The 19,522-nt window shown below is 60.6% G+C and carries 20 protein-coding genes; 6 read left to right on the plus strand and 14 right to left on the minus strand.

The genetic code is table 11. The features are described from left to right. Nucleotides 1-21: 21 nt before the first annotated feature. The 4 genes from N2599_RS15005 to N2599_RS15020 all read right to left on the minus strand — a co-directional run bounded on the left by N2599_RS15005 (nucleotide 22) and on the right by N2599_RS15020 (nucleotide 5,362). The gene (locus N2599_RS15005; RefSeq protein WP_027507993.1) at nucleotides 22-570 is read right to left on the minus strand and encodes a sarcosine oxidase subunit gamma; all 549 of its coding nucleotides are present in this window, start codon (nucleotides 568-570) and stop codon (nucleotides 22-24) included. Then, entirely contained in the window at nucleotides 563-3,556 is a 2,994-nt protein-coding gene (locus tag N2599_RS15010; protein ID WP_027507992.1) for a sarcosine oxidase subunit alpha, read from the minus strand. Before N2599_RS15010 ends, N2599_RS15005 begins: the two co-directional genes overlap by 8 nt. After that, entirely contained in the window at nucleotides 3,553-3,894 is a 342-nt protein-coding gene (locus N2599_RS15015; RefSeq protein ID WP_027507991.1) for a sarcosine oxidase subunit delta, read from the minus strand. Before N2599_RS15015 ends, N2599_RS15010 begins: the two co-directional genes overlap by 4 nt. 214 nt (nucleotides 3,895-4,108) lie before the next feature. Then, nucleotides 4,109-5,362 carry a sarcosine oxidase subunit beta family protein gene (locus tag N2599_RS15020; protein ID WP_027507990.1) on the minus strand — a complete coding sequence of 418 codons (1,254 nt, stop codon included), beginning with the start codon at nucleotides 5,360-5,362 and terminating at the stop codon, nucleotides 4,109-4,111. A 242-nt stretch (nucleotides 5,363-5,604) separates the two neighbouring features. Between N2599_RS15020 and N2599_RS15025 the strand changes: the two genes are divergently transcribed. After that, entirely contained in the window at nucleotides 5,605-6,531 is a 927-nt protein-coding gene (locus tag N2599_RS15025; RefSeq protein ID WP_027507989.1) for a FecR family protein, read from the plus strand. A 4-nt stretch (nucleotides 6,532-6,535) separates the two neighbouring features. Here N2599_RS15025 and N2599_RS15030 read toward each other — a convergent pair whose 3' ends face one another. The 5 genes from N2599_RS15030 to N2599_RS15050 form a co-directional block, all read right to left on the minus strand. Further along, on the minus strand, nucleotides 6,536-8,707 hold the full coding sequence (locus N2599_RS15030) for a CHASE2 domain-containing protein (RefSeq protein ID WP_027507988.1): 2,172 nt from the start codon (nucleotides 8,705-8,707) through the stop codon (nucleotides 6,536-6,538). A gap of 182 nt (nucleotides 8,708-8,889) precedes the next feature. Then, on the minus strand, nucleotides 8,890-9,120 hold the full coding sequence (locus tag N2599_RS15035; protein WP_027507987.1) for a hypothetical protein: 231 nt from the start codon (nucleotides 9,118-9,120) through the stop codon (nucleotides 8,890-8,892). Between the two features lie 54 nt (nucleotides 9,121-9,174). Then, nucleotides 9,175-9,411, minus strand: coding sequence for a 30S ribosomal protein S21 (rpsU, locus tag N2599_RS15040; protein ID WP_022715889.1), 237 nt, complete (start codon nucleotides 9,409-9,411; stop codon nucleotides 9,175-9,177). Nucleotides 9,412-9,463: 52 nt separating this feature from the next. Continuing rightward, on the minus strand, nucleotides 9,464-9,757 hold the full coding sequence (locus N2599_RS15045) for a hypothetical protein (protein WP_027507986.1): 294 nt from the start codon (nucleotides 9,755-9,757) through the stop codon (nucleotides 9,464-9,466). A 126-nt stretch (nucleotides 9,758-9,883) separates the two neighbouring features. Further along, on the minus strand, nucleotides 9,884-10,093 hold the full coding sequence (locus tag N2599_RS15050) for a cold-shock protein (protein ID WP_027507985.1): 210 nt from the start codon (nucleotides 10,091-10,093) through the stop codon (nucleotides 9,884-9,886). Nucleotides 10,094-10,458: 365 nt separating this feature from the next. Here N2599_RS15050 and rpsU (N2599_RS15055) point away from each other — a divergent pair, with 365 nt between their 5' ends. The 5 genes from rpsU (N2599_RS15055) to N2599_RS15075 all read left to right on the plus strand — a co-directional run bounded on the left by rpsU (N2599_RS15055) (nucleotide 10,459) and on the right by N2599_RS15075 (nucleotide 15,189). Next, on the plus strand, nucleotides 10,459-10,671 hold the full coding sequence (rpsU, locus tag N2599_RS15055) for a 30S ribosomal protein S21 (RefSeq protein ID WP_003585885.1): 213 nt from the start codon (nucleotides 10,459-10,461) through the stop codon (nucleotides 10,669-10,671). Between the two features lie 136 nt (nucleotides 10,672-10,807). Continuing rightward, nucleotides 10,808-11,677, plus strand: a complete 870-nt coding sequence (locus N2599_RS15060) for a tetratricopeptide repeat protein (protein ID WP_027507984.1) — start codon at nucleotides 10,808-10,810, stop codon at nucleotides 11,675-11,677. 26 nt (nucleotides 11,678-11,703) lie between these two features. Then, nucleotides 11,704-12,768 (plus strand): NAD(P)/FAD-dependent oxidoreductase, encoded by a 1,065-nt coding sequence (locus N2599_RS15065; protein ID WP_027507983.1) that lies wholly within the window; start codon nucleotides 11,704-11,706, stop codon nucleotides 12,766-12,768. 218 nt (nucleotides 12,769-12,986) lie between these two features. Continuing rightward, entirely contained in the window at nucleotides 12,987-14,645 is a 1,659-nt protein-coding gene (locus N2599_RS15070; RefSeq protein WP_027507982.1) for a sensor histidine kinase, read from the plus strand. A 61-nt stretch (nucleotides 14,646-14,706) separates the two neighbouring features. After that, nucleotides 14,707-15,189: a DUF992 domain-containing protein gene (locus tag N2599_RS15075; protein ID WP_027507981.1), complete on the plus strand. Its 483-nt coding sequence runs from the start codon at nucleotides 14,707-14,709 to the stop codon at nucleotides 15,187-15,189. Between the two features lie 97 nt (nucleotides 15,190-15,286). Here the strand turns inward: N2599_RS15075 and N2599_RS15080 are convergent, their stop codons facing one another. The 5 genes from N2599_RS15080 to N2599_RS15100 form a co-directional block, all read right to left on the minus strand. Beyond that, nucleotides 15,287-16,681, minus strand: coding sequence for an NAD(P)(+) transhydrogenase (Re/Si-specific) subunit beta (locus tag N2599_RS15080; protein ID WP_027507980.1), 1,395 nt, complete (start codon nucleotides 16,679-16,681; stop codon nucleotides 15,287-15,289). Between the two features lie 10 nt (nucleotides 16,682-16,691). After that, nucleotides 16,692-17,090 carry a proton-translocating transhydrogenase family protein gene (locus tag N2599_RS15085; RefSeq protein ID WP_027507979.1) on the minus strand — a complete coding sequence of 133 codons (399 nt, stop codon included), beginning with the start codon at nucleotides 17,088-17,090 and terminating at the stop codon, nucleotides 16,692-16,694. Then, nucleotides 17,090-18,238 (minus strand): Re/Si-specific NAD(P)(+) transhydrogenase subunit alpha, encoded by a 1,149-nt coding sequence (locus N2599_RS15090; RefSeq protein ID WP_027507978.1) that lies wholly within the window; start codon nucleotides 18,236-18,238, stop codon nucleotides 17,090-17,092. Before N2599_RS15090 ends, N2599_RS15085 begins: the two co-directional genes overlap by 1 nt. 98 nt (nucleotides 18,239-18,336) lie before the next feature. Continuing rightward, on the minus strand, nucleotides 18,337-18,561 hold the full coding sequence (locus N2599_RS15095) for an aa3-type cytochrome c oxidase subunit IV (RefSeq protein ID WP_027507977.1): 225 nt from the start codon (nucleotides 18,559-18,561) through the stop codon (nucleotides 18,337-18,339). Nucleotides 18,562-18,737: 176 nt separating this feature from the next. Further along, nucleotides 18,738-19,490: an N-acyl amino acid synthase FeeM domain-containing protein gene (locus tag N2599_RS15100; RefSeq protein ID WP_027507976.1), complete on the minus strand. Its 753-nt coding sequence runs from the start codon at nucleotides 19,488-19,490 to the stop codon at nucleotides 18,738-18,740. Between the last annotated feature and the right edge of the window lie 32 nt (nucleotides 19,491-19,522).

A 19,522-nucleotide genomic window follows, 5' to 3' on the forward strand; every position in this document is an offset into this window, starting at 1 on the left:
AGCAATTTCGCCGCCAGCCCGTCAATGGCCAGCATCTCCCGCCGCCTCGGCGAGCAGGCCGAAGACATAGTCGGAAAACGACCGCCAGCATTCGATCCGGAACGTATGATCCTCGGTGCGGAAGAGCACGACTTCCGCCTTGCCGAACAGCGTGCGCGAGCAGGTGCCGACCGGAAATGCGCCGATCGAAAGGTCCTGCGGGCAGCCGGCCGAAAGCGTCACTTCGGCGCCCGGGCCGGAAACGATGATGCCGACATTGCGATGGGATACATCCGTCGCCGAATGCAGCACGTCCGCGCCGGAAAAGGCGGCCATCAGGTCCGCGCCGCTTTCATCGATCACCAGCCATTCGTCCGGACCGAGCCACAGAGCCGAGCGTCCGTCCTTGTGGCCTGATGTCTTTGGCGCATCCGGGATCGTCACGCCAAGGGCCGAAGAAAGAGCCTTGAGGGATTCTGCCGGCGCCCGGAGCGCCAACCGGCTCGCCGCCGGTGCAGGCGTCAGCCGCACGGCGGCAGAACCGCCGTGGCGACCGGAAAGGGCGGATTTACGAATTGCCACATCAACCATTGATCCGGCCTCCTTCCTTGTCAAAGAACACCATGTCCGTCACCTCGACGGCAATCGTCTTGTCCGGCATCGGTACATAAAGCGTCTCGCCCATGCGCGCCCGGCCGCCCGCGACCAGTGCGAAGGCGATCGACTTGCCGAGGTTTTCCGACCAGTAGGACGAGGTCACATGACCGAGCATCATCATCGGCTTCGGCTCGTTCGGGTTGGCGACGATCTGTGCGCCTTCTTCCAACACGACCTTTGGATCCTTGGTGACAAGGCCGACGAGTTGCTTTCGCCCTTCCCTGACGAGATCGGGACGTTTCAGCCCGCGAATGCCGACGAAATCCGCTTTCTTCTTCGAAACAGCCCAAGAAAGAGCAGCATCGTCCGGCGTAACCGTGCCGTCCGTATCCTGGCCAACGATGATATAGCCCTTCTCGGCGCGAAGAACGTGCATCGTCTCGGTACCGTAGACGCACGCGCCGAGTGGCTCGGCATTCGCCCAGACTGCTTCCAGCACCGATTGACCGAAGTCGGCAGGAACGTTGATTTCGAAGCCGACTTCGCCGGTAAACGACACACGGAAGAGGCGCGCAGGCACGCCGCAGACCTTGCACTCGGCAACGCTCATATGCGGGAAGGCCTCGTTGGAAATATCGACTCCTTCGACGAGCGGTGCGACGATCTCGCGCGCCTTCGGCCCCTGCACGGCAATCACCGCCCACTGTTCCGTCACGGAAGTCAGCCACACCTTCAGATGCGGGAACTCCGTCTGAAGATAGTCTTCCATGTGATGAAGCACACGCGGCGCGCCTCCGGTCGTCGTCGTGACGTGGAAGCGACCCTCGCTCAGGCGTCCGACGACGCCGTCGTCGTAAATAAAGCCGTCTTCGCGGGTCATGATGCCGTAGCGGCACTTGCCCGGTTTCAGCGTATCCCAGGCATTGGTGTACATGAGGTTCATGAATTCCGCCGCATCCGGGCCGACGACCTCGATCTTGCCTAGCGTCGAGGCATCGAAGACGCCCGCAGCCTCGCGCGCCGTCTTGCACTCACGGGCAACCGCCTGATGCATCGTCTCGCCGGCACGCGGATAGAACCAGGCACGTTTCCAGTTGCCGACATCTTCGAAGACAGCGCCGTGATCTTCTTCCCACTGATGCATCGGCGTCTTGCGCGTTGGGTCGAAGAGTTCGCCGCGCGAATGGCCGACGAGCGCGCCATAGGTGACCGGTGTATAGGGCGCACGGAAGGTCGTGAGGCCCACTTGGGGGATTTCCTTGCCGAGCATTTCGGCGGCGATCGCCAGACCGTGCATGTTAGAGAGCTTGCCTTGGTCGGAAGCCATGCCGTTCGTCGTGAAGCGCTTGATGTGCTCGATCGAGTGCATGCCTTCGCGCACCGCAAGACGGATGTCCTTGGCGCAGACATCGTGCTGGAAGTCGATAAAGGCCTTGGCGCTCGCTTCCGGTCCGGCGCCTTCGGCAGCGCCGATCATGCCGCCTGTCCAGTCATGGGCCTGTTCGCCCGAAATACTGATCTTGCCGCTGCCGGATTTTCCGACGGCCTGCGCCATCAGCTCACCGGCCGCCAGCGACTCTTCGATCGTCTGCTGCAGGCCGTCCGTACCGTTGCAAGCGCCGACCGACAGGCAGTCCTGCGCATAGGTGCCGGGCAGGAACCGCTGGCTTTCCGGCTCGAACTTCACCTTGCCGCGCGACTGAGAGAAGAGATGCACCGACGGCGTCCAGCCGGCCGAAACCAGCAATGCGTCGATGACGATCTTGCGCGGCGAACCGCCGCCGTTACGCGCAACGGTCATCGATGAGACGCGAAGCTTGCCCGAAGTATTGATAACCGATTGTCCAGTCAGCACCTCGACGCCGAGCGAACGCGCTTCGGCAAGAACTGCAGCCCCCGGCGTCTGGCGGCAATCGACGATCGCAGCGATTGCCACGCCTGCTCGCTTCAGATCGAAGGCGGCTTCATAGGCCGAGTCATGCGCCGTGTAGACGCCAACCTTTGCGCCGACGGCGACGCCGTAATGGTTCAGGTACATGCGCGCGGCGGACGCCAGCATGATGCCCGGACGGTCGTTGTTCGGGAATACCATGTGCCGCTCGATCGCACCGCCAGCGAGGATCACCCGCTTGGCGCGGACCTGCCAGAGGCGCTCGCGCGGCAGGCCGCGGTCGGGCTTGGCGATATGGTCGGTCACGCGCTCGGCAAGACCGATGAAATTGTGGTTGTAGTAGCCGAAGGCCGTCGTGCGGGTCAGAACCTGCACGTTGTCCATCGCCTTCAACTTGGCAGTCGCCTGCTGCGCCCAGGTGTAACCCTCGATGCCGTCGATCTTCATGCCACTGTCGAATCGCAACGCGCCGCCGCATTCCGCCTGCTCGTCGCAGATAATGACGCTGGCACCTGCTTCAGCCGCGGCAAGGGCGGCCGAAAGCCCGGCAACGCCCGCACCTGCCACCAGCACATCGCAATGCGCGTAGCGGCTTGCGTAATGATCCGGATCGCTTTCCGTCGGCGCCACGCCGAGACCGGCAGCACGTCGGATGATTGGCTCATAGACGTGCTTCCAGGCGGCCTTCGGCCACATGAAGGTCTTGTAGTAGAAGCCCGCCGCGAAGAACGGCGAAAGCAGATTGTTGACGCCGCCGACGTCGAAAGCGAGAGACGGGAAGCGGTTCTGCGAATTGACGATCATTCCGTCGAAGACTTCCTGGACCGTTGCGCGCACGTTCGGCTGCTTGCGAGCCGAGTCTCGGGAAACGTCGATAAGCGCATTCGGCTCTTCCGCGCCGGCTGAAAGGATGCCGCGCGGGCGGTGATACTTGAAGGAGCGGCCGACGAGATGCACACCGTTCGCAATAAGCGCCGAGGCGACGGTATCGCCTTCGAGCGCGGTATAGCTCTTGCCGTCGAAGGTGAAGCGGGCGGTCCTCGCCGGCGTCAGGCGTCCCTTGCCTGCAATTCGGTTCGCGCCGCTCATTTCGCCTCTCCTTCCGTCGCTTCATAGGTTTCGACGGGGGCGTGCGGAACACTGGCAGCGCCTATTTCAGGCTTCGGCTCGCCTGCCTTGTAGGTCATGATGAATTTGTCGCTGACTGTATCGCGCGCCGCATTGAAGAAGCGGCCGCAGCCATGGATATGCCGCCAGCGTTCGAAGATCAGACCCTTCGGATTGTCGCGCAGGAAGAAATACTCTTCAAATTCCTCGTCGGAAATCGAAGCGATGTTCTGCGGCCTCGCAATATGCGCATCGCCTGCGCCGCGGAATTCGAGCTCGGAACGTTCTTCCTGACAGTATGGGCAGTAGATCAGTAGCATTTTATTCTCCCTCTTCTCCCCCGCGGGGAGAAGGTGCCCGAAGGGCGGATGAGGGGGGTGAGGAGCGAACGCGGCGAACGGCCTGAGTGGAAGCGAAGGGCAATTAACGGCCCACCGTGCCGCCCCCTCATCCGACCCTGCGGGCCACCTTCTCCCCAGTGGGGAGAAGGGAAGACCCATCGCACCGTCCCGTGCAAATCAATCGGCGACCTCATCAATGCGCCACCGCTGCGGCGGCCGCTTCGTCGATGAGCCTTCCGGTGCGGAAGCGCTCCAGCGTTAGCCCGGCGTTGAACTTGTGCGGCTCGTCGCGGGCGATCAGGTGCGCAAACAGATTAGCCGAGCCCGGTGTCGCCTTGAAGCCGCCAGTGCCCCAGCCGCAGTTGACATAGAGTCCCGGAACCGGCGTCTTCGACTGGATCGCCGAACGGTCCGGCGTGTTGTCGACGATACCGCCCCAGGAGCGCATCATCTTCACGCGGCGGAACATCGGGAAGAGCTCGCAGATCGCATCGAGCGTATGCGTGATGATCTGCAGGCCGCCGGTCTGCGAATAGGAATTGTACTGGTCCGTGCCAGCGCCGATGACGAGCTCGCCCTTGTCAGACTGCGAGATATAGGCATGCACCGTGTTCGACATGACGACGCAGGGGAAGATCGGCTTCAGCGGTTCGGAAACCAGGGCCTGCAGCGGGCTCGATTGCAGCGGCACGCGAACGTCCGCCATCTTCATCACGGTCGTCGTATGGCCGGCTGCGGAGACGCCGATCTTCTTCGCGCCGATGAAGCCGCGATTGGTTTCAACGCCCGTCACCCTGCCATCAGGACCGCGGCGGAGGCCTGTGACTTCGCAATTCTGGATGATGTGAACGCCGCGATCCGACGCCGCACGAGCATAACCCCAGGCGACTGCATCGTGACGTGCCGTACCGCCGCGGCGCTGCAGAGCCGCGCCGTTGATCGGGTAGCGCGCCGTTGCCGAAATATCGAGCGGCGGACAATAAGCCTTTGCCTGCTCTGGCGTCAGCCATTCGTTGTCGATGCCGTAGAGCCGGTTGGCATGGATATGCCGCTTGAAGGACTGCTGGTCGTGAATGTTGTGGGAGAGCATCATCACGCCGCGCGGTGAATACATCACATTGTAATTGAGATCCTGCGACAGATTCTCCCAGAGCTTCATCGAATGCTCGTAGATGTGCATGCTCTCTTCATAGAGATAGTTCGAGCGGATGATGGTAGTGTTACGACCGGTATTGCCACCGCCGAGCCAACCTTTTTCCAGCACCGCGACATTGGTAATGCCATGCTCCTTGGCAAGGTAGTAGGCTGCCCCCAGACCATGCCCGCCGCCGCCGATGATGATGACGTCGTATTCCGCGCGCGGTTCCGGCGAAGTCCACTGCCTGTCCCAGCCCTTATGGCCTCTGAGCGCTTCCCGTGCCACGGCAAAAACCGAATATTTCCGCATCCGCCTTCGTCTCCTTCAGGGAAAGGCATTTCCTTCGTGGCCATACAAATCGCAAATCGAAATGCGGCACAACGTTTCTTTTGCGACGCGAACGGGCTTTTGTTTGACATGCCTGAAACAAGTGCTGATGACACTCCACCGGCTGAACCGCATTCGTGCCGGATTAGTCGAACTAACCCAAGAGGGCAGGCAGACGGGTGGCAGTATCATATGCTAATATTCCTATGCTTAGGGGTATTTCCATGTCGTATCTGCGTCCTGTTACAGCTGCGGTGCTCTGCGCGGTGCTTTCCAGCCCCATGCCGGTTTCCGCAACCGAGCAGGTCGGCCAGGCGATCCGGATCAAGACGGAGGTCACCGGTCAATCGGGACCGCTGACGGTAAATGCCGCTGTCCATCGCGACGAGCGCATTCGTACCTCGCAATCCGGACTTGGCCAGTTTGTCTTCCGGGACGGTACGAAGCTTGCGGTCGGCTGGGGCTCGTCGGTCGTCATCGACAAATACATCTTCGATGATTCGCAATCGGTGAAGAGGCTGAGCATCCGCGCAGCGAAGGGAACGTTCCGCTGGATCAGCGGCAGTTCGAAATCGTCCGCCTACCAGATCCTGACGCCTGCAGGTACGATCGGTGTGCGCGGCACTGCCTTCGATTTCTATGTCGGCCCCGATGGAACAACAGCCGTCGTTATGCTGAATGGTGCCGCTCAGTTTTGCGGCCCCGGCGGCTGCCGGCAGCTGACACGCCGTTGCGACTGCGTCGTTGCGACACCTAACGGAAACATGACGGATGTGGCGCGCGTCAACCAGGGCGTCCTTCGCAGGCTCGGAACGTCAGACGCGCTGCCATTCCTTTCCGGCGGCCAGTCGCTTACCGGCATGATGGGCGGCGGCTGCGGGTTGACCGCGGCGTTGCAACGGCGCCCTGAAGCGCCTCAGCGACAGGCACCGAGCACCCCGCCTCCGGAACCAAAGCCCGAGAAGCCGCGGGAACCTGGCAGGCCTCACACGGACAAGCCGCGTGATCACACCGATAGGCCGCACGACCCTGACGGGCCGCATAAATCATATGACCACCACCGGGGGGATCACGACAAAGGTCGCGATAAGGCCGATCGTCATGACAAGGATCATGACAGGGATCGTGGCGAACGGAACCGCCATCGTTAACACCTCACTCAGCCGGCCGCGCTTCCTCGGAAACCGGTTCATCGCGGAAATGATCAGCCCTGCGGGAAATCCGGCGATAAAATTCTGCCAATCCAGGAGCCATCATCTTGGCCCTCAGCCTGATGGCGCTGACGATCCGGCGAGCGTCGGGCGAGCGCGAGCGAAAGGCTTCAATAAGCTGATTGTGGAGGCGCTGCAGTTCCCCAAATTCCGCTGATTGTGCCAAGCGCTGATCGCCAACGACAGCGAATAGACGCGTGCGGCTGCTCTTTCCCTTCAGACCGATAATGCCCGCCTCTAGCAGCGCGGCACCTAGCTGCAGCCGCGCCGTATCCTCCGAAATCAGAATATCGAAACCGACTTCCTTGCAGGAGGATTCGATGCGCGCAGCAACGTTCACGGCATCGCCGACGGCCGAATAGTTGAAGCGCGTTTCGGCCCCCATGTTTCCGACGCAGGCAACGCCGGTATGGATGCCGATGCCGATACCGACGGGCTTGTCCGTGCCGAAGCCGAAGGCGTCGGCAGCATTTAGTTCGGCAAGCGTTTCCCGCATGGCCAGTGCCGCACGCACCGCCTTCGTCTCGTGACCGGCAACATCGACTGGTGCATTCCAGAAGGCCATGATCGAGTCGCCGATGAATTTGTCGAGCGTGCCCTCATTGGCGACGACATGGCGGCTCAACGCATCGAGCAGCGTGTTGAGGAATCTGACGACGGCCGTTGGCGATAGGCGCTCGCTGATTTCGGTGAAATGACGTACATCGACGAACATGACCGTCAGTTCCCGATCGTCGCCGCCAAGGCGCAATGCGTCGCGCGTATGCTCGATACGATAGAGGAGTGACGGTGACAGATACTGTCCGAAGGCTCGGCGAACCTCGCGCCGCTCCCGGTCGATTACAAGGATGCGGAACGATGTCGCTGAAAAATGGGTGATCGATCCGCTGATGATCGGCGCCAACGGATCGAAGAGAAGCCCGGAATAGGAAAAGCAAAGCCAAGACGCGACAAGAGCGAGCGCAGTGATCGCCAAACCGCAGGCGAGCGCCACGGCCGGGCTGACGAAGGTCGTCAATATCACCAGAAGGCTGCCCAGCATCGCGATGGCGAATATCTCCAGGCCATCGGCCCAATCCGGCCGCGACAGATAGCGGCTGTTCAGGATCTGCTCGACAGTCTGCGCATGCAGCGAAACCCCCGGCACATTCTCTCCAAGCGCCGTAACGCGGATATCCTGCAATCCGGCAGCCGAGGTGCCGACAAAGACGATGCTGCCGTTGATCGCCGCGCTGACCTCCGGCGATGCTCCTTCCGCCGCAAGCACATGCCGCGCGGAGACATATCTCTCCGCATGGTCGGCGCTGACGTAAAGCCAGAGCTCGCCTGCCGCCGTCACGGGAACGACGAAGTCGCCGATCTTGGCCGATGTCATGACACCGACTGCGTCCGGTGCGCCTGCCAGCACATAGGTCGAAGCACCCTGGGCAACACGCAGTGCTTCGAGCGCCAGGTTAGGATAAAGCTGCTCGCCGTCCGTCAGAAACAGCGGAACCGCCCGCACTACCGATGAGGGGCTGCCTGGGTTAAGGCTAATATGGCCAACACCGGCGGCATTCGCTTCAAGACGCGGCCGCAACGGCGTTGCAGCTTTGATATGCGGAGGTGCCTCGACGGGACTTTCGCCGGTGAAGGCGAAACCAGCCTTGACCGATGGACGATATGTTCCCTCGTTGGATAAGCCGAAGCCGAGCACGACGGGCTTATCGGCAATCGAATCAGCAAAAATGTTGTCATTGTCCGGCAACTGCGCCAGAAGCGACGGATCGATCCCCGGCACATTGCCGACGACAGCGCGAGGTGAAAGCCTGTCCGGTTCGGCAAAAAGTATATCGAAAGCAATCGCCGCCGCACCCATCTCGGACAGTCTGTTGACAAGCAGGGCCAACCTATCGCGCGGCCACGGCCACTGGCCGAATTCCCGCAGCGACGCCTCATCAATATCAATCACCCGCACGGGCAGCTCTTCGAACGGCCGCGGCGACACGCGCTGGTACTCGTCGAAGGTCACATCGCGGATCGATCGCAGGAGCTGCGGATCACCGGCCCGCAGCAGCGTGAGCATGGCAACAATCGCCAAGCCGATGATGACGCCGATTTGCTGCGTGCGTGTCATGAACCGATGGCGCCCCTACGCTGCAAGCTTGCTGAGCAGCAAGGAAAAGCTACGCCGCTTTAGCCCTGAACACCATCCTGTCTTACGAACTGGCTCGCAGCATAAAGACAAATTGTGTCGGAGCGCGGAAATGGGGCTAGGCAGACTACCGGCCGGAGGAGAGGATCACGTTTGCAATAGACCTATTGGCCGGCCGATTTGACTGAGGCCTTGCGTTTCCGTTTTGCTGCCGGAAGCTCCGGCTCAGCTTCGGCTTCCCGCTGAAGACGGAGAGCTTTCAACTTCTCCGTCTTTTTTTCGCGCAGTTTCGCCTCATCTGCGATGATCGCCCGCGCCGTGTGATCCGTCGCTTCGGCCTTGTCACGGGCCGACATCTTCGTGGCGTTGAAGAATGCGTCCTTTGTGGCAGTCATTCGCTTTTCCCTTGGATGGTTAGCGTAGTTGGAAGCCAGCCCCGCAAGCGGTCATTAGCGCGTATTTGCCGCCTTCTTGGGCATCGGCAGCAAACCTTCGCGCTGCATCTTCTTACGCGCGAGTTTCCGCTGCCGGCGAATAGCCTCGCCCTTTTCGCGGGCCCGCTTCTCGGACGGCTTTTCATAGGCGCTACGCGCCTTCATTTCGCGAAACAGCCCTTCGCGCTGCATCTTCTTCTTGAGCACGCGAAGAGCCTGATCGACATTATTGTCCCTGACGAGAACCTGCAAAATCTTTTCCTTTCGCCGGCATGACATGCCGTGCTGTTAACGAGTGAAGACGTTACTTTCGAATCTTGATGCTGGAAACCTTCAACCAAGGCTCGGCATTGGAAGTTTGAATTGCCTGAGTACCGACGATCCGCGGTGGGGATTCGGTCGCATCGATATCAAGTGCAGTTATCCTGCGCTCGAAGTTTTCAGCCTCGAACCGGACACGATACTGCACATGTCCATGGTCGTTCGGCAGTACGCCGACAACCTTGCATCGCCTGTTGGCCGCCGCCGTTCGGGTGAGACCGGACTTCAGCACCACAAGGTCGCCGACTTTATAGTTCGAATAGCTCGGCTTTGGCATCGCGGCACCCTTTCAAATGTCAGATGGTCGGATCGCCTAAACAAAAAGGCCGGGCGCTTTACCCGACCTCTCCCATCATTCAGCCTGCTGCCAGTACATCCGTGGTCAGCCAGGGCTAATGACAAATCATGCGGCCTGGAGATTGTCCGCTGCGTTCTTGCCGGACTTTTTATCCCGGACCAGATCGTAGCGTACCTTCTGTCCATCGGACAGTGTGCTCATCCCGGCGCGTTCCACTGCGGAAATATGCACGAAGACGTCAGTCGAACCGTCATCCGGCTGGATAAAACCAAAACCCTTGGTGCTGTTGAACCATTTAACTGTGCCTGAATTCATGAACGATCTCCTTTCAATCGTTGCCTTACCGGAGAAACACTCGCCGGTTCTTATCGATGTTGAGAGGAAATCTGACAGAACGCTTTCGGCGTGTGGACAAAGGTCGCAAGCAATATTCGATGCGCTACATATAGGTGCATTTTCAAATACGGCAATAGCAAATGCATCGAGATGCCGTGTCCGCCAGGGTAGCGGAGGGCCGCGCCCGCCATTTTTTCGGCAGATCGCCATATCAGTCTGGACTTCACCCCTCCGATCTGGTATCCCCCATCACCAATCGCAAGGCTCCGGCCGCGCGAACCGTATTATTTTGCCCTGGCGCTGTCGCCGCTGGTGTCAACCAAAACCAAAGGAACGTGATTCTCGTGCAGGTACTTGTCCGCGATAACAATGTCGATCAGGCTCTCCGCGCTCTCAAGAAGAAGATGCAGCGCGAAGGCATTTTCCGCGAAATGAAGATGCGCGACTACTACGAGAAGCCGTCGCAGAAGCGCGCTCGCGAGAAGGCCGAAGCCGTTCGCCGCGTTCGCAAGCTGGCTCGCAAGCGGGCACAGCGCGAAGGTCTGGTTGCACGCTAGGCGGAGCCGTCGTTATTTCGACGTTTTCAGATGCATGTTGGCGGGGGCGATTACGTGTCGCCGCCGCCTTTTTATTTTGCCGCTGAAGATCGCATATCCGATTACCGCGGATATGACGCATGGGGAAAGCGCACGAATGGCTGATTTCTTGTTCATCTCGCCCCGGTCCTTGCGCGCGCCGAAGGCGACGCTGCTGCCGGTGCTCGCAGTCCTTGCCGCAGTCGGTCTCGCCGGCTGCCAGACCGACAACACCTCCGATGCTGTGATCCGCCTCGACAAGGCCCAGGGCTCTGAAGGGAACATCGCCTCGCTAACTTCGGTGATCAATGCCAATCCGCGTGATCCGGAGGGCTATAACGTGCGGGGTTCGGCCTATGGCCGCGGCGGTCAATTCAAGGCCGCGCTAAACGACTTCAACACCGCTCTGCAGATCAATCCGCGCTTCTTCCAGGCCTATGCCAACCGCGCGCTTGTCTATCGCAACATGGGCCAGCCACAACAGGCGATCTCCGACTACAATGCGGCATTGCAGATCAACCCGAGCTATGACGTCGCCTATATCGGCCGTGGCAACGTCTATCGTCAGGCCGGCCAGGACGATGCGGCATTCAACGATTTCGACCGTGCGATCCAGCTCAACACGACGGATGGCCGCGCCTATCACAATCGCGGCCTGATCTTCCAGAAGCGCAATCAGCAGGACAAGGCGATCGACGATTTCTCGAAGGCGATCTCGCTGTCAGCAAATTCGCCCGAGCCCTATAACGGCCGGGGCATTTCCTATATCGCGCTGAACGACGACGACAATGCCTTCGCCGACTTCAACCATGCGATCGAGCTCAACGGCAACATCGCCGAATCCTGGGCCAACCAGGCGCTTGTCTATGAACGTCGCGGCGACAAGGCGAAGGCTGCCCGTTCCTATCGCCATGCGATCGGCCTGGACCCGAAATACCAGCCGGCGCGTGACGGCCTGGCCCGCGTCGGTGCCACCACCAGCGGCTGATACCCGAAGATCGTGGAGAACCAGCGATGGCGGCGAAACAGCATGTGATCGTCGTCGGCGCCGGCATCATCGGCGCATCGATCGCCTGGCATTTGGCGAAGGCCGATGCCGCTGTGACCGTTATCGCCCAAGAAACGGGCGGCGTTGCGACACCCAATTCCTTTGCCTGGATTAACGCCAGCTGGGGAAACCCGGAATTCTACTTTCATTTCCGGCGCCGTTCCATGGCGGAGTGGAAGCGGTTTGCCGCCGAGCTTCCGGGCCTGCCGCTTTCCTGGTGCGGCGGTATCTGCTGGGACCTGCCTCCCGATCAACTCGCGGCGTTCGAGAAGGAGCACAGCGGCTGGGGCTACGGAATCAGCCGTATCGATCGCAGCGAAATCTCGCGTCGCGAACCCTATCTCCGCAATCCTCCCGATTTCGCCCTCGCCGTCGCTGAGGAAGGCGCAGTCGAGCCGGTTGCCGCAGCGCGCATGATGCTGGCGGATGCAGAAGCGCGAGGCGCAAAATTCATCGGCGGTGCCGTTCGCGGCCTCATCCGCAGCGGCGAGCACATTACGGGCATCGTCACGTCCCAAGGTTTGATCGAAGCGGACCATGTCGTCCTCGCTTCCGGGGCAGGATCCGTTCCGATCGCTGCATCGGCCGGGATCACACTGCCGATCGATGCGCCGCCTGGCCTGATCGTGCACTCCCGCCCCTTCGGGAAGCGGCTGAACAGCCTGGTGATCGCGACGGAGCTGCATATGCGCCAAACCGCCGAAGGGCGCATCATCGCCGGCAGCGACTTCGGCGGCGGCGATCCCGGTGAAGACCGCCTGGCGACCGCCGCGACTCTCTTTGCAAAAGTCAAAGCAAACCTTTTTGGAAGCGATGCGCTGACAATGGACTTCCTCACGGTCGGATACCGCCCGACGCCGCGGGACGGCTTCCCGATTATCGGCAATTGTGGCATCAGTGGCCTCTATGTTGCGGTCATGCATTCCGGCGTGACGCTTGCTCCGTTGATCGGCGCGCTGGCGGCAAACGAGATTCTGTCAGGCGCAACTGACGCAAGCTTGAGCCCATTTCGGTTCTCCCGGTTTGCCTGACGGCGCAATTGTATGGCGATTACAATTCTTCCGTCAGGATGTTTTAGTGTGTTGCAACCACTTCCCCCTGCCCCTAACATGCCCCTGCTTCGATAGCAGGCTATCGGGAATCCGAACGCATTGAGGGCACTGACGGCGATGCAGTTTTTTGCTTTCGCAACTGTTTGCGAAAATCCGGCCGGGCAATTCGCCCTCGAAAGCCTGCAAAGAATATGCCCATGAGTCTGCGCGCGCGGCTGTTTCCGAAAGCCTCTATTGGCACCTATCTCGTCGCCATGGCGGTCTCGATCGCTGTGCCAATCTTTGCCTTTGTCACCCTCCTGCTTTTGCAGCTCGAGGACAATCAGCGGACGACGTTAAGACGCGAGACGGCGCAAGACGCGCTGACCCTCTCCCGCACGATCGACCGTCAATTGCAGGACATGGCGACGACCCTTCGCCTGCTCTCGACCTCGCCGGAGCTCGAGAACAACGATTTCGCTGCCTTCCATGAACGCACAGAAACGGCCCTGCGCGGCGACACGCTTTACGTCCTGGCCGTCGACCGAAGCGGCCAGCAACTTCTGAACACGCGCCGTGATTTCGGCACGCCGCTTGGCAAGACGGCCAACATCCCGGCGATGGAATCGGCCCTCAACTCCGGCCGCATCGAAGCATCCGATGTCTTCAAGGGAACGACGAGCGGCGAATGGGTCTACAACGTCACGATGCCCCTGGATGCAGGTCAGGTTGCGGCGCTGATCGTCACCCAGAACGCCAAGGATCTCGCCAGACTTGTCACGACCGAAGGGCTTCCATCGGGGTGGTCGGCTGCGGTCATCGATCAGGGTGGCCATGTGGTGGCTTCGAGCGGCATGGCGAGCATTGACCCCGGAACGCCGTTCGACACGCGCATCCTGCCGTCGCTTATCGCTTCGCGCGGCGTCTTCGAGGACGAGGATATTCTGCCGGATCAGCTCCTGGGCTATGCTCAAATTCCGGGCTGGTCCTGGAAAACGGTGGTTTGGGGGCCAATCGCCACGGCACAGGCATCGATCCTCACGACCTGGCGCTTCCTGATTGTCGGCGGCATCGCATTACTTCTGGTCGCGGTGCTCGCGGCCTATGCCGTGGCGCGGCAGGTGCGCACCACGATCCGCGACATCGCCGACATGGCAAGCCGCATGGGAGAGGGCCATATCGTGGCGCCGATCGATACTAGCGTCATCGAGGCAAACCAGGTCGCCGTAGCTCTGTCCAATGCCTCTTTCGACCGCAGCCAGACGGAAGACCGTCTGCATTTCATAATGCATGAGCTGGTGCATCGAACGAAGAACTTGCTCACGCTGGCCCAGGCAATGATGCGCCAGCTCGCCAAACAGGCCGAGAGTGTCGAGAGCTTCCAAGCCGCCGTTTCCGATCGCCTAGACGGCCTCGTCCGTTCGATCGAGCTTTTGACAAGCGAACAATGGTCCGGCGCATCGCTCCGCCGGGTCATCGACATTCATCTGGAGGCTTTCCCGCAGGCGGCAGAACAGCTTGAGATTTCCGGTGAGGACTTTGTCGTCAAGCCCGAGGCCGTCCAAAACCTCGGCTTGACGCTGCATGAACTGGCCACCAATTCAGTTAAATATGGGGCGCTTTCCATACCGCAGGGCCGCGTCTCCTTCTCCTGGGCGAATATTCAGACAGAGGATCAGCCCGAAGCGATGCTGCGTTTCATTTGGGAAGAACGGAACGGCCCTGAGGTCGCGACCCCATCCCGCTCCGGCTTCGGAACCACGGTCATCAAGACGCATGCCGCGGCCGCTTTTCGAGGAACGGTGCAGGTGGACTACCTGCCGGAAGGCATGACCTGGACGCTGACAGCTCCGCGCAGCACGCTCGAGCGCGAGTAACCGCCGGAACAATCAAAAGGATCAATTCGTTTCCGATAGGTCATCCGAAAGGAGAACGGCCATGATCAAGCACATGATGATCGCAGCGACGGCAGTGGCGGCAGCAGCCTTTGCAAGCCCGGCAAGCGCTGCAAACTATGTCAGCCTCGGCCGTCTGGTCTGCGGATCGGAAGGCGGTCAGGGACTGATCGTCACTTCACGGAAGAATCTGATCTGCACCTACACCCCTGCTGGCGGCGGCCCTAAGGCCGTCTATGCCGGGAAAATCGAAAAATTCGGCCTGGATATCGGTGAGACTGGCAAGAGCGTCATGATCTGGCAGGTTCTTGCCAGGACCGGCACCAACATTCCGGAATTTGCGCTTGCTGGCGAATATTACGGCATTGGTGCCGATGCCAGCCTCGGCGCAGGTGCCGGCGCCAAGGTGATCGCCGGTGGAACCAACCAGGCCTTCATGCTGCAGCCGCTGAATGTCCAGGCCCAGGAGGGCCTCAATCTCGCGATCGGCGTGGAGAAAATGACGCTGGCGCCCGCTGCTACCTGATAAAGGTCAGCGGAGATGGAAAAAGGCTCGCCCAGGCGGGCCTTTTTCTTCGACTGGCACGCCGCTATGAACACTCGGCTCGGAGCCGGGCCATGGCTCAGTGGCCGATCGCCTTGTTGATCTCTTCGGTAACCTTCTTGGCGTCGCCAAGCAGCATCATCGTGCCGTCCTTGTAGAAGAGCGTATTGTCTATGCCGGCATAGCCGGAGCCAAGCGAGCGCTTGACGAAGAGGCAGGTCTTGGCCTTGTCGACATCGAGGATCGGCATCCCGTAGATCGGCGAGGTCTTGTCATCGCGCGCCGCTGGATTGGTGACGTCGTTGGCACCGATGACATAAGCGACATCGGCCTGGCCGAAGTCGGAGTTGATGTCCTCGAGCTCAAAGACCTCGTCATAGGGCACATTTGCTTCGGCCAGCAGCACGTTCATGTGGCCGGGCATGCGGCCTGCGACCGGATGGATTGCGTATTTGACCTCGACGCCTGCCTTCTTGAGGTTGTCGGCCAGTTCACGCAGCGCATGTTGCGCTTGTGCGACCGCCATGCCGTAGCCCGGCACGATGATGACCTTGGAAGCGTTCGCCATCAGATAGGCTGCATCCTCCGCCGAGCCGAGTTTGACGGTCTTGTCGGAATTATCCGCAGCACCTGCAGAAGTCTCGCCGCCGAAGCCTCCGAGGATGACGGATATGAACGAACGGTTCATGCCCTTGCACATGATATAGGAGAGGATCGCGCCCGAAGAGCCGACCAGCGCACCGGTTATGATCAGGGCGAGATTGCCAAGCGTGAAACCGATCCCGGCGGCCGCCCAGCCGGAATAGGAGTTCAGCATTGAGACGACCACCGGCATGTCCGCGCCCCCGATCGGCACGATCAGCAGCACGCCAAGCGCCAGCGAAAGCGCCACCACGGCCCAAAAGTCGAAATGGCTTTCCGTTGCAGCGAGCCCGACGATGAAGAGCACAATCAGTGCCAGCAGCGCAATGTTGATAATGTGCCGGAAGGGCAGGAGGATAGGCTTGCCGGACATCCGCCCGTCGAGCTTCAGGAAGGCGATAATCGAGCCGGTAAAGGTGAGCGCACCGATCGCAGCGCCGATCGCCATCTCGATACGCGCCTCTCCACGGACCGAGCCGATATCGCCGATGCCGAAGGAGGCGGGTGTATAAAGCGCGGAGGCCGCAACGAGCACGGCGGCAAGACCAACCAATGAGTGGAAGCCTGCCACCAGCTGCGGCATCGAGGTCATCGGAATGACGCGGGCGATATAGGCGCCCGCCCCGCCGCCGATTGCCAGTCCGAGCACGATCAGCACGAAGCCGGTGAAAGAAGGCGTTGCCAGCACCAGCGTCGTGAGGATCGCGATCCCCATGCCGATCATGCCGTAGAGATTGCCCTTGCGGCTGGTGGCCGGGTGGGAGAGGCCGCGGAGCGCCAGGATGAAAAGCACGCCGGAGACGAGATAGAGGAAAGCTGCGATATTGGTCATTCGTCCGGCCTCACTTGTCTTTCTTGCGGTACATCGCCAGCATGCGCTGCGTGACGAGGAAACCGCCGAAGATATTGACCGAGACGAGAACAAGCGCGACGAAGCCGAGGCCGGTCGCAAGCCCGCTTGCCGAAATGCCGACCGCAAGCAGAGCGCCGACAACGATGACCGAGGAGATGGCGTTGGTGACGGCCATCAGTGGCGTATGCAGCGCAGGGGTCACGGACCAGACGACGTAATAGCCGACGAAGATCGCCAGCACGAATATCGCGAACTGAAAGATGAAGGGATCGATCGCCCCGCCCGTCGCCGCACTTGCCGCTTCCGGTGCCTGCGCGGCCGCAGTCACGACTGCGTTGACCGCTTGGTCGAGCTGCTCCAGCGCCTTGTCCATTGCTTCACTGGCCATCAGTTGTCCCCCTTCTTCGTCCCGCCGAATGCCGGGTGCACGACATCGCCCGCATAGGTCAGCATGGTTGCCTTGATGAGTTCATCATCGAGGTTCAAGATAACGCTCTTCGTTTCCTTGTTGACCATGGTCTCGAGGAAGGTGACGAGGTTCTTGGCATAGAGCGCCGAAGCGCTGGTGGCGATCCGGCCCGGCATGTTGGCAAAGCCGATCACCTTCACGCCTTCGACCTCAACGACCTCGTCTGCAACCACCCCTTCGACATTGCCGCCACGCTCGACCGCCAGATCGACGGCAACGGCGCCGGGCTTCATCGAAGCCAGCATCTTGCGCGATACGAGCTTCGGCGCAGCGCGTCCAGGGATCAGTGCCGTGGTGATGACGATGTCCTGCTTGGCGATATGCTCGGCAACGAGGGCTGCCTGTTTTGCCTGGTATTCCTGGGACATTTCCTTGGCGTAGCCGCCCGCCGTCTCCGCCGCCTTGAACTCCCCGTCCTCGACAGCGATGAACTTGGCGCCGAGCGAGGCGACCTGCTCCTTGGCAGCGGGGCGAACGTCCGTGGCCGAGACCGCAGCGCCGAGGCGGCGCGCCGTCGCAATCGCCTGGAGGCCTGCCACGCCTGCCCCCATCACAAAAACCTTGGCGGCCGGAACGGTGCCTGCCGCTGTCATCATCATTGGCAGGGCGCGATCATAAGCCGCCGCCGCTTCGATGATGGCCTGATAGCCCGCAAGATTTGCCTGAGATGAAAGAACGTCCATGGATTGCGCGCGAGTGATACGCGGCATCAGTTCCATCGCGAAGACAGAAAGGCCCGCTTTCGCCATCGCTGCAATCACCTCGTCGTTTCCGTAGGGATCCATGATCGCGATGACGACTGCACCGCTCTTATAGCCTGCGATCTCCGCCTCTGTCGGGCGGCGCACCTTCAGCACCACGTCCGCAGTTGCCGCATCACTTGCGGAGCCGATTCGCGCCCCTGCAGCCTCGAATTCGCTGTCCGGTATGCGCGACTGAGCGCCCGCGCCTGCCTCGACCACAACGTCGAAGCCGATGTTCTTCATCTTCTTCACGGTCTCTGCGGACGCCGCAACACGTGTCTCGGAACCGGTCGATTCTTTTGCAATGAAAACGATATTGCCCAACTGCCCCTCCTCCGGGTCAGCCAGACCACCGCGGGCTCACCCGCTCGGGCCAAGCACCTATTCAAAAATTCGGAAATGCCGCTCCTCGCCTGCTGCGGTCAGCGTAGCAGGACGATGCCGGCAACGAAGATGATGAGAAAGACCAGAAGACCGCCGAGAAAGCCGCTGCTGGTGAAAAAACCAGCTGCCATGCCAAGCAGCAAAGCGACGAGGAACATCGTGCCGTATTTCGCAGCCGAGATGAACAGATTATAGGTTTGTTCATGTTCCGTGTAGTCCATCGGCGCGCCGACTTCGACGGGTCCATTGTTTTCTTCGGCCATGAAATTTCGTCTCCCTCAATACCCGCCCGCATGGATGATACGGGCCGCCTGAATGCCATGATTCCCCTGCCTTCGCGAGGGACTGATCCCATTCAGGGCTTACACAAAGCCTGGGAAAAGCGCAATGCATGAGAATGCCGCAGCCGGTACGCTTCGGCATTTCATGAGCGCGGCTTTCAAAGCGGCAGATCGGTGCCGAGTTGGCCCTCCGGCACGAAGCGAGCGGTGGGGATGATGGTGAGCGATGGCAGCGTGCTGTCGGGGTCGCGGGAGAACATCATGCGCTGTTCGCTGGCGCTGGAAATGAAGAAGGGATAGCGCGTCAGAAGCTTGCGGCCGACTTCGATGACATTCGTCGCCATCAGCGTCATGTCGATTCCGTAATTCTTCGCGAGCCGGCCTGGCACGATCGTATCAGCATAGAAGACACGCTTGTAGAAAGCGGCATGCGGAGGCCGGCAGAACTGAAGAACGCGGGCGGCACGGAAATACGCCGCCGCGACGATGCTGGGCCTCAGCGTCAGATAGGGAATCCACGGCAGGTCAGCGGTCAGTTCGGGATCGGCCGCAAAGCGCGCCGGATCGATCAGGGTCAGCCCCGCGTCCAGAAGCGCATCGATCGCCTCGGGAAAGGCGCCACCGGATTGGGTGACGCGATGCTCCGGCGTCGCATAGTGGAGTCGGATGGTGCTGACCAATTCGCCGTAGTAGTAGAGGCCGAAGACATAGGCATGGCTGTCGAAATCGCTATCGTCCAACAGCCCCTTGGGGGCGAGCGCCAGCACGTCGTGAGCCTTGTAGGCCTTCCAGCGCAACCGCTCGACATCCTCCATGTCCTCGGTGCTTTCGATGCGGCGATATTCAACGTGATCCAGAATTTCGAGAAGCTTCCTTGAAAAGTCACTTGTATTCAAAGGGATTGACGCCATTAATGCCCCCGCTGTTAACGGGCCATTAATCA

The organism is Rhizobium sullae (genome assembly GCF_025200715.1).
GTDB classification, from domain to species: Bacteria; Pseudomonadota; Alphaproteobacteria; order Rhizobiales; family Rhizobiaceae; genus Rhizobium; species Rhizobium sullae.

What these genes read in the sequence shown, in the direction of transcription:
- N2599_RS15070 (WP_027507982.1), top strand. Translation starts at nt 12,987, where the DNA reads ATGAGTCTGCGCGCGCGGCTGTTTCCGAAAGCCTCTATTGGCACCTAT.
- N2599_RS15030 (WP_027507988.1), bottom strand. Translation starts at nt 8,707, where the DNA reads ATGACACGCACGCAGCAAATCGGCGTCATCATCGGCTTGGCGATTGTT.
- N2599_RS15080 (WP_027507980.1), bottom strand. Translation starts at nt 16,681, where the DNA reads ATGACCAATATCGCAGCTTTCCTCTATCTCGTCTCCGGCGTGCTTTTC.
- N2599_RS15100 (WP_027507976.1), bottom strand. Translation starts at nt 19,490, where the DNA reads ATGGCGTCAATCCCTTTGAATACAAGTGACTTTTCAAGGAAGCTTCTC.
- N2599_RS15020 (WP_027507990.1), bottom strand. Translation starts at nt 5,362, where the DNA reads ATGCGGAAATATTCGGTTTTTGCCGTGGCACGGGAAGCGCTCAGAGGC.
- N2599_RS15025 (WP_027507989.1), top strand. Translation starts at nt 5,605, where the DNA reads ATGTCGTATCTGCGTCCTGTTACAGCTGCGGTGCTCTGCGCGGTGCTT.
- N2599_RS15015 (WP_027507991.1), bottom strand. Translation starts at nt 3,894, where the DNA reads ATGCTACTGATCTACTGCCCATACTGTCAGGAAGAACGTTCCGAGCTC.
- N2599_RS15075 (WP_027507981.1), top strand. Translation starts at nt 14,707, where the DNA reads ATGATCAAGCACATGATGATCGCAGCGACGGCAGTGGCGGCAGCAGCC.
- N2599_RS15060 (WP_027507984.1), top strand. Translation starts at nt 10,808, where the DNA reads ATGGCTGATTTCTTGTTCATCTCGCCCCGGTCCTTGCGCGCGCCGAAG.
- N2599_RS15035 (WP_027507987.1), bottom strand. Translation starts at nt 9,120, where the DNA reads ATGACTGCCACAAAGGACGCATTCTTCAACGCCACGAAGATGTCGGCC.
- N2599_RS15095 (WP_027507977.1), bottom strand. Translation starts at nt 18,561, where the DNA reads ATGGCCGAAGAAAACAATGGACCCGTCGAAGTCGGCGCGCCGATGGAC.
- N2599_RS15085 (WP_027507979.1), bottom strand. Translation starts at nt 17,090, where the DNA reads ATGGCCAGTGAAGCAATGGACAAGGCGCTGGAGCAGCTCGACCAAGCG.
- N2599_RS15065 (WP_027507983.1), top strand. Translation starts at nt 11,704, where the DNA reads ATGGCGGCGAAACAGCATGTGATCGTCGTCGGCGCCGGCATCATCGGC.
- N2599_RS15005 (WP_027507993.1), bottom strand. Translation starts at nt 570, where the DNA reads ATGGTTGATGTGGCAATTCGTAAATCCGCCCTTTCCGGTCGCCACGGC.
- N2599_RS15010 (WP_027507992.1), bottom strand. Translation starts at nt 3,556, where the DNA reads ATGAGCGGCGCGAACCGAATTGCAGGCAAGGGACGCCTGACGCCGGCG.
- N2599_RS15045 (WP_027507986.1), bottom strand. Translation starts at nt 9,757, where the DNA reads ATGCCAAAGCCGAGCTATTCGAACTATAAAGTCGGCGACCTTGTGGTG.
- N2599_RS15050 (WP_027507985.1), bottom strand. Translation starts at nt 10,093, where the DNA reads ATGAATTCAGGCACAGTTAAATGGTTCAACAGCACCAAGGGTTTTGGT.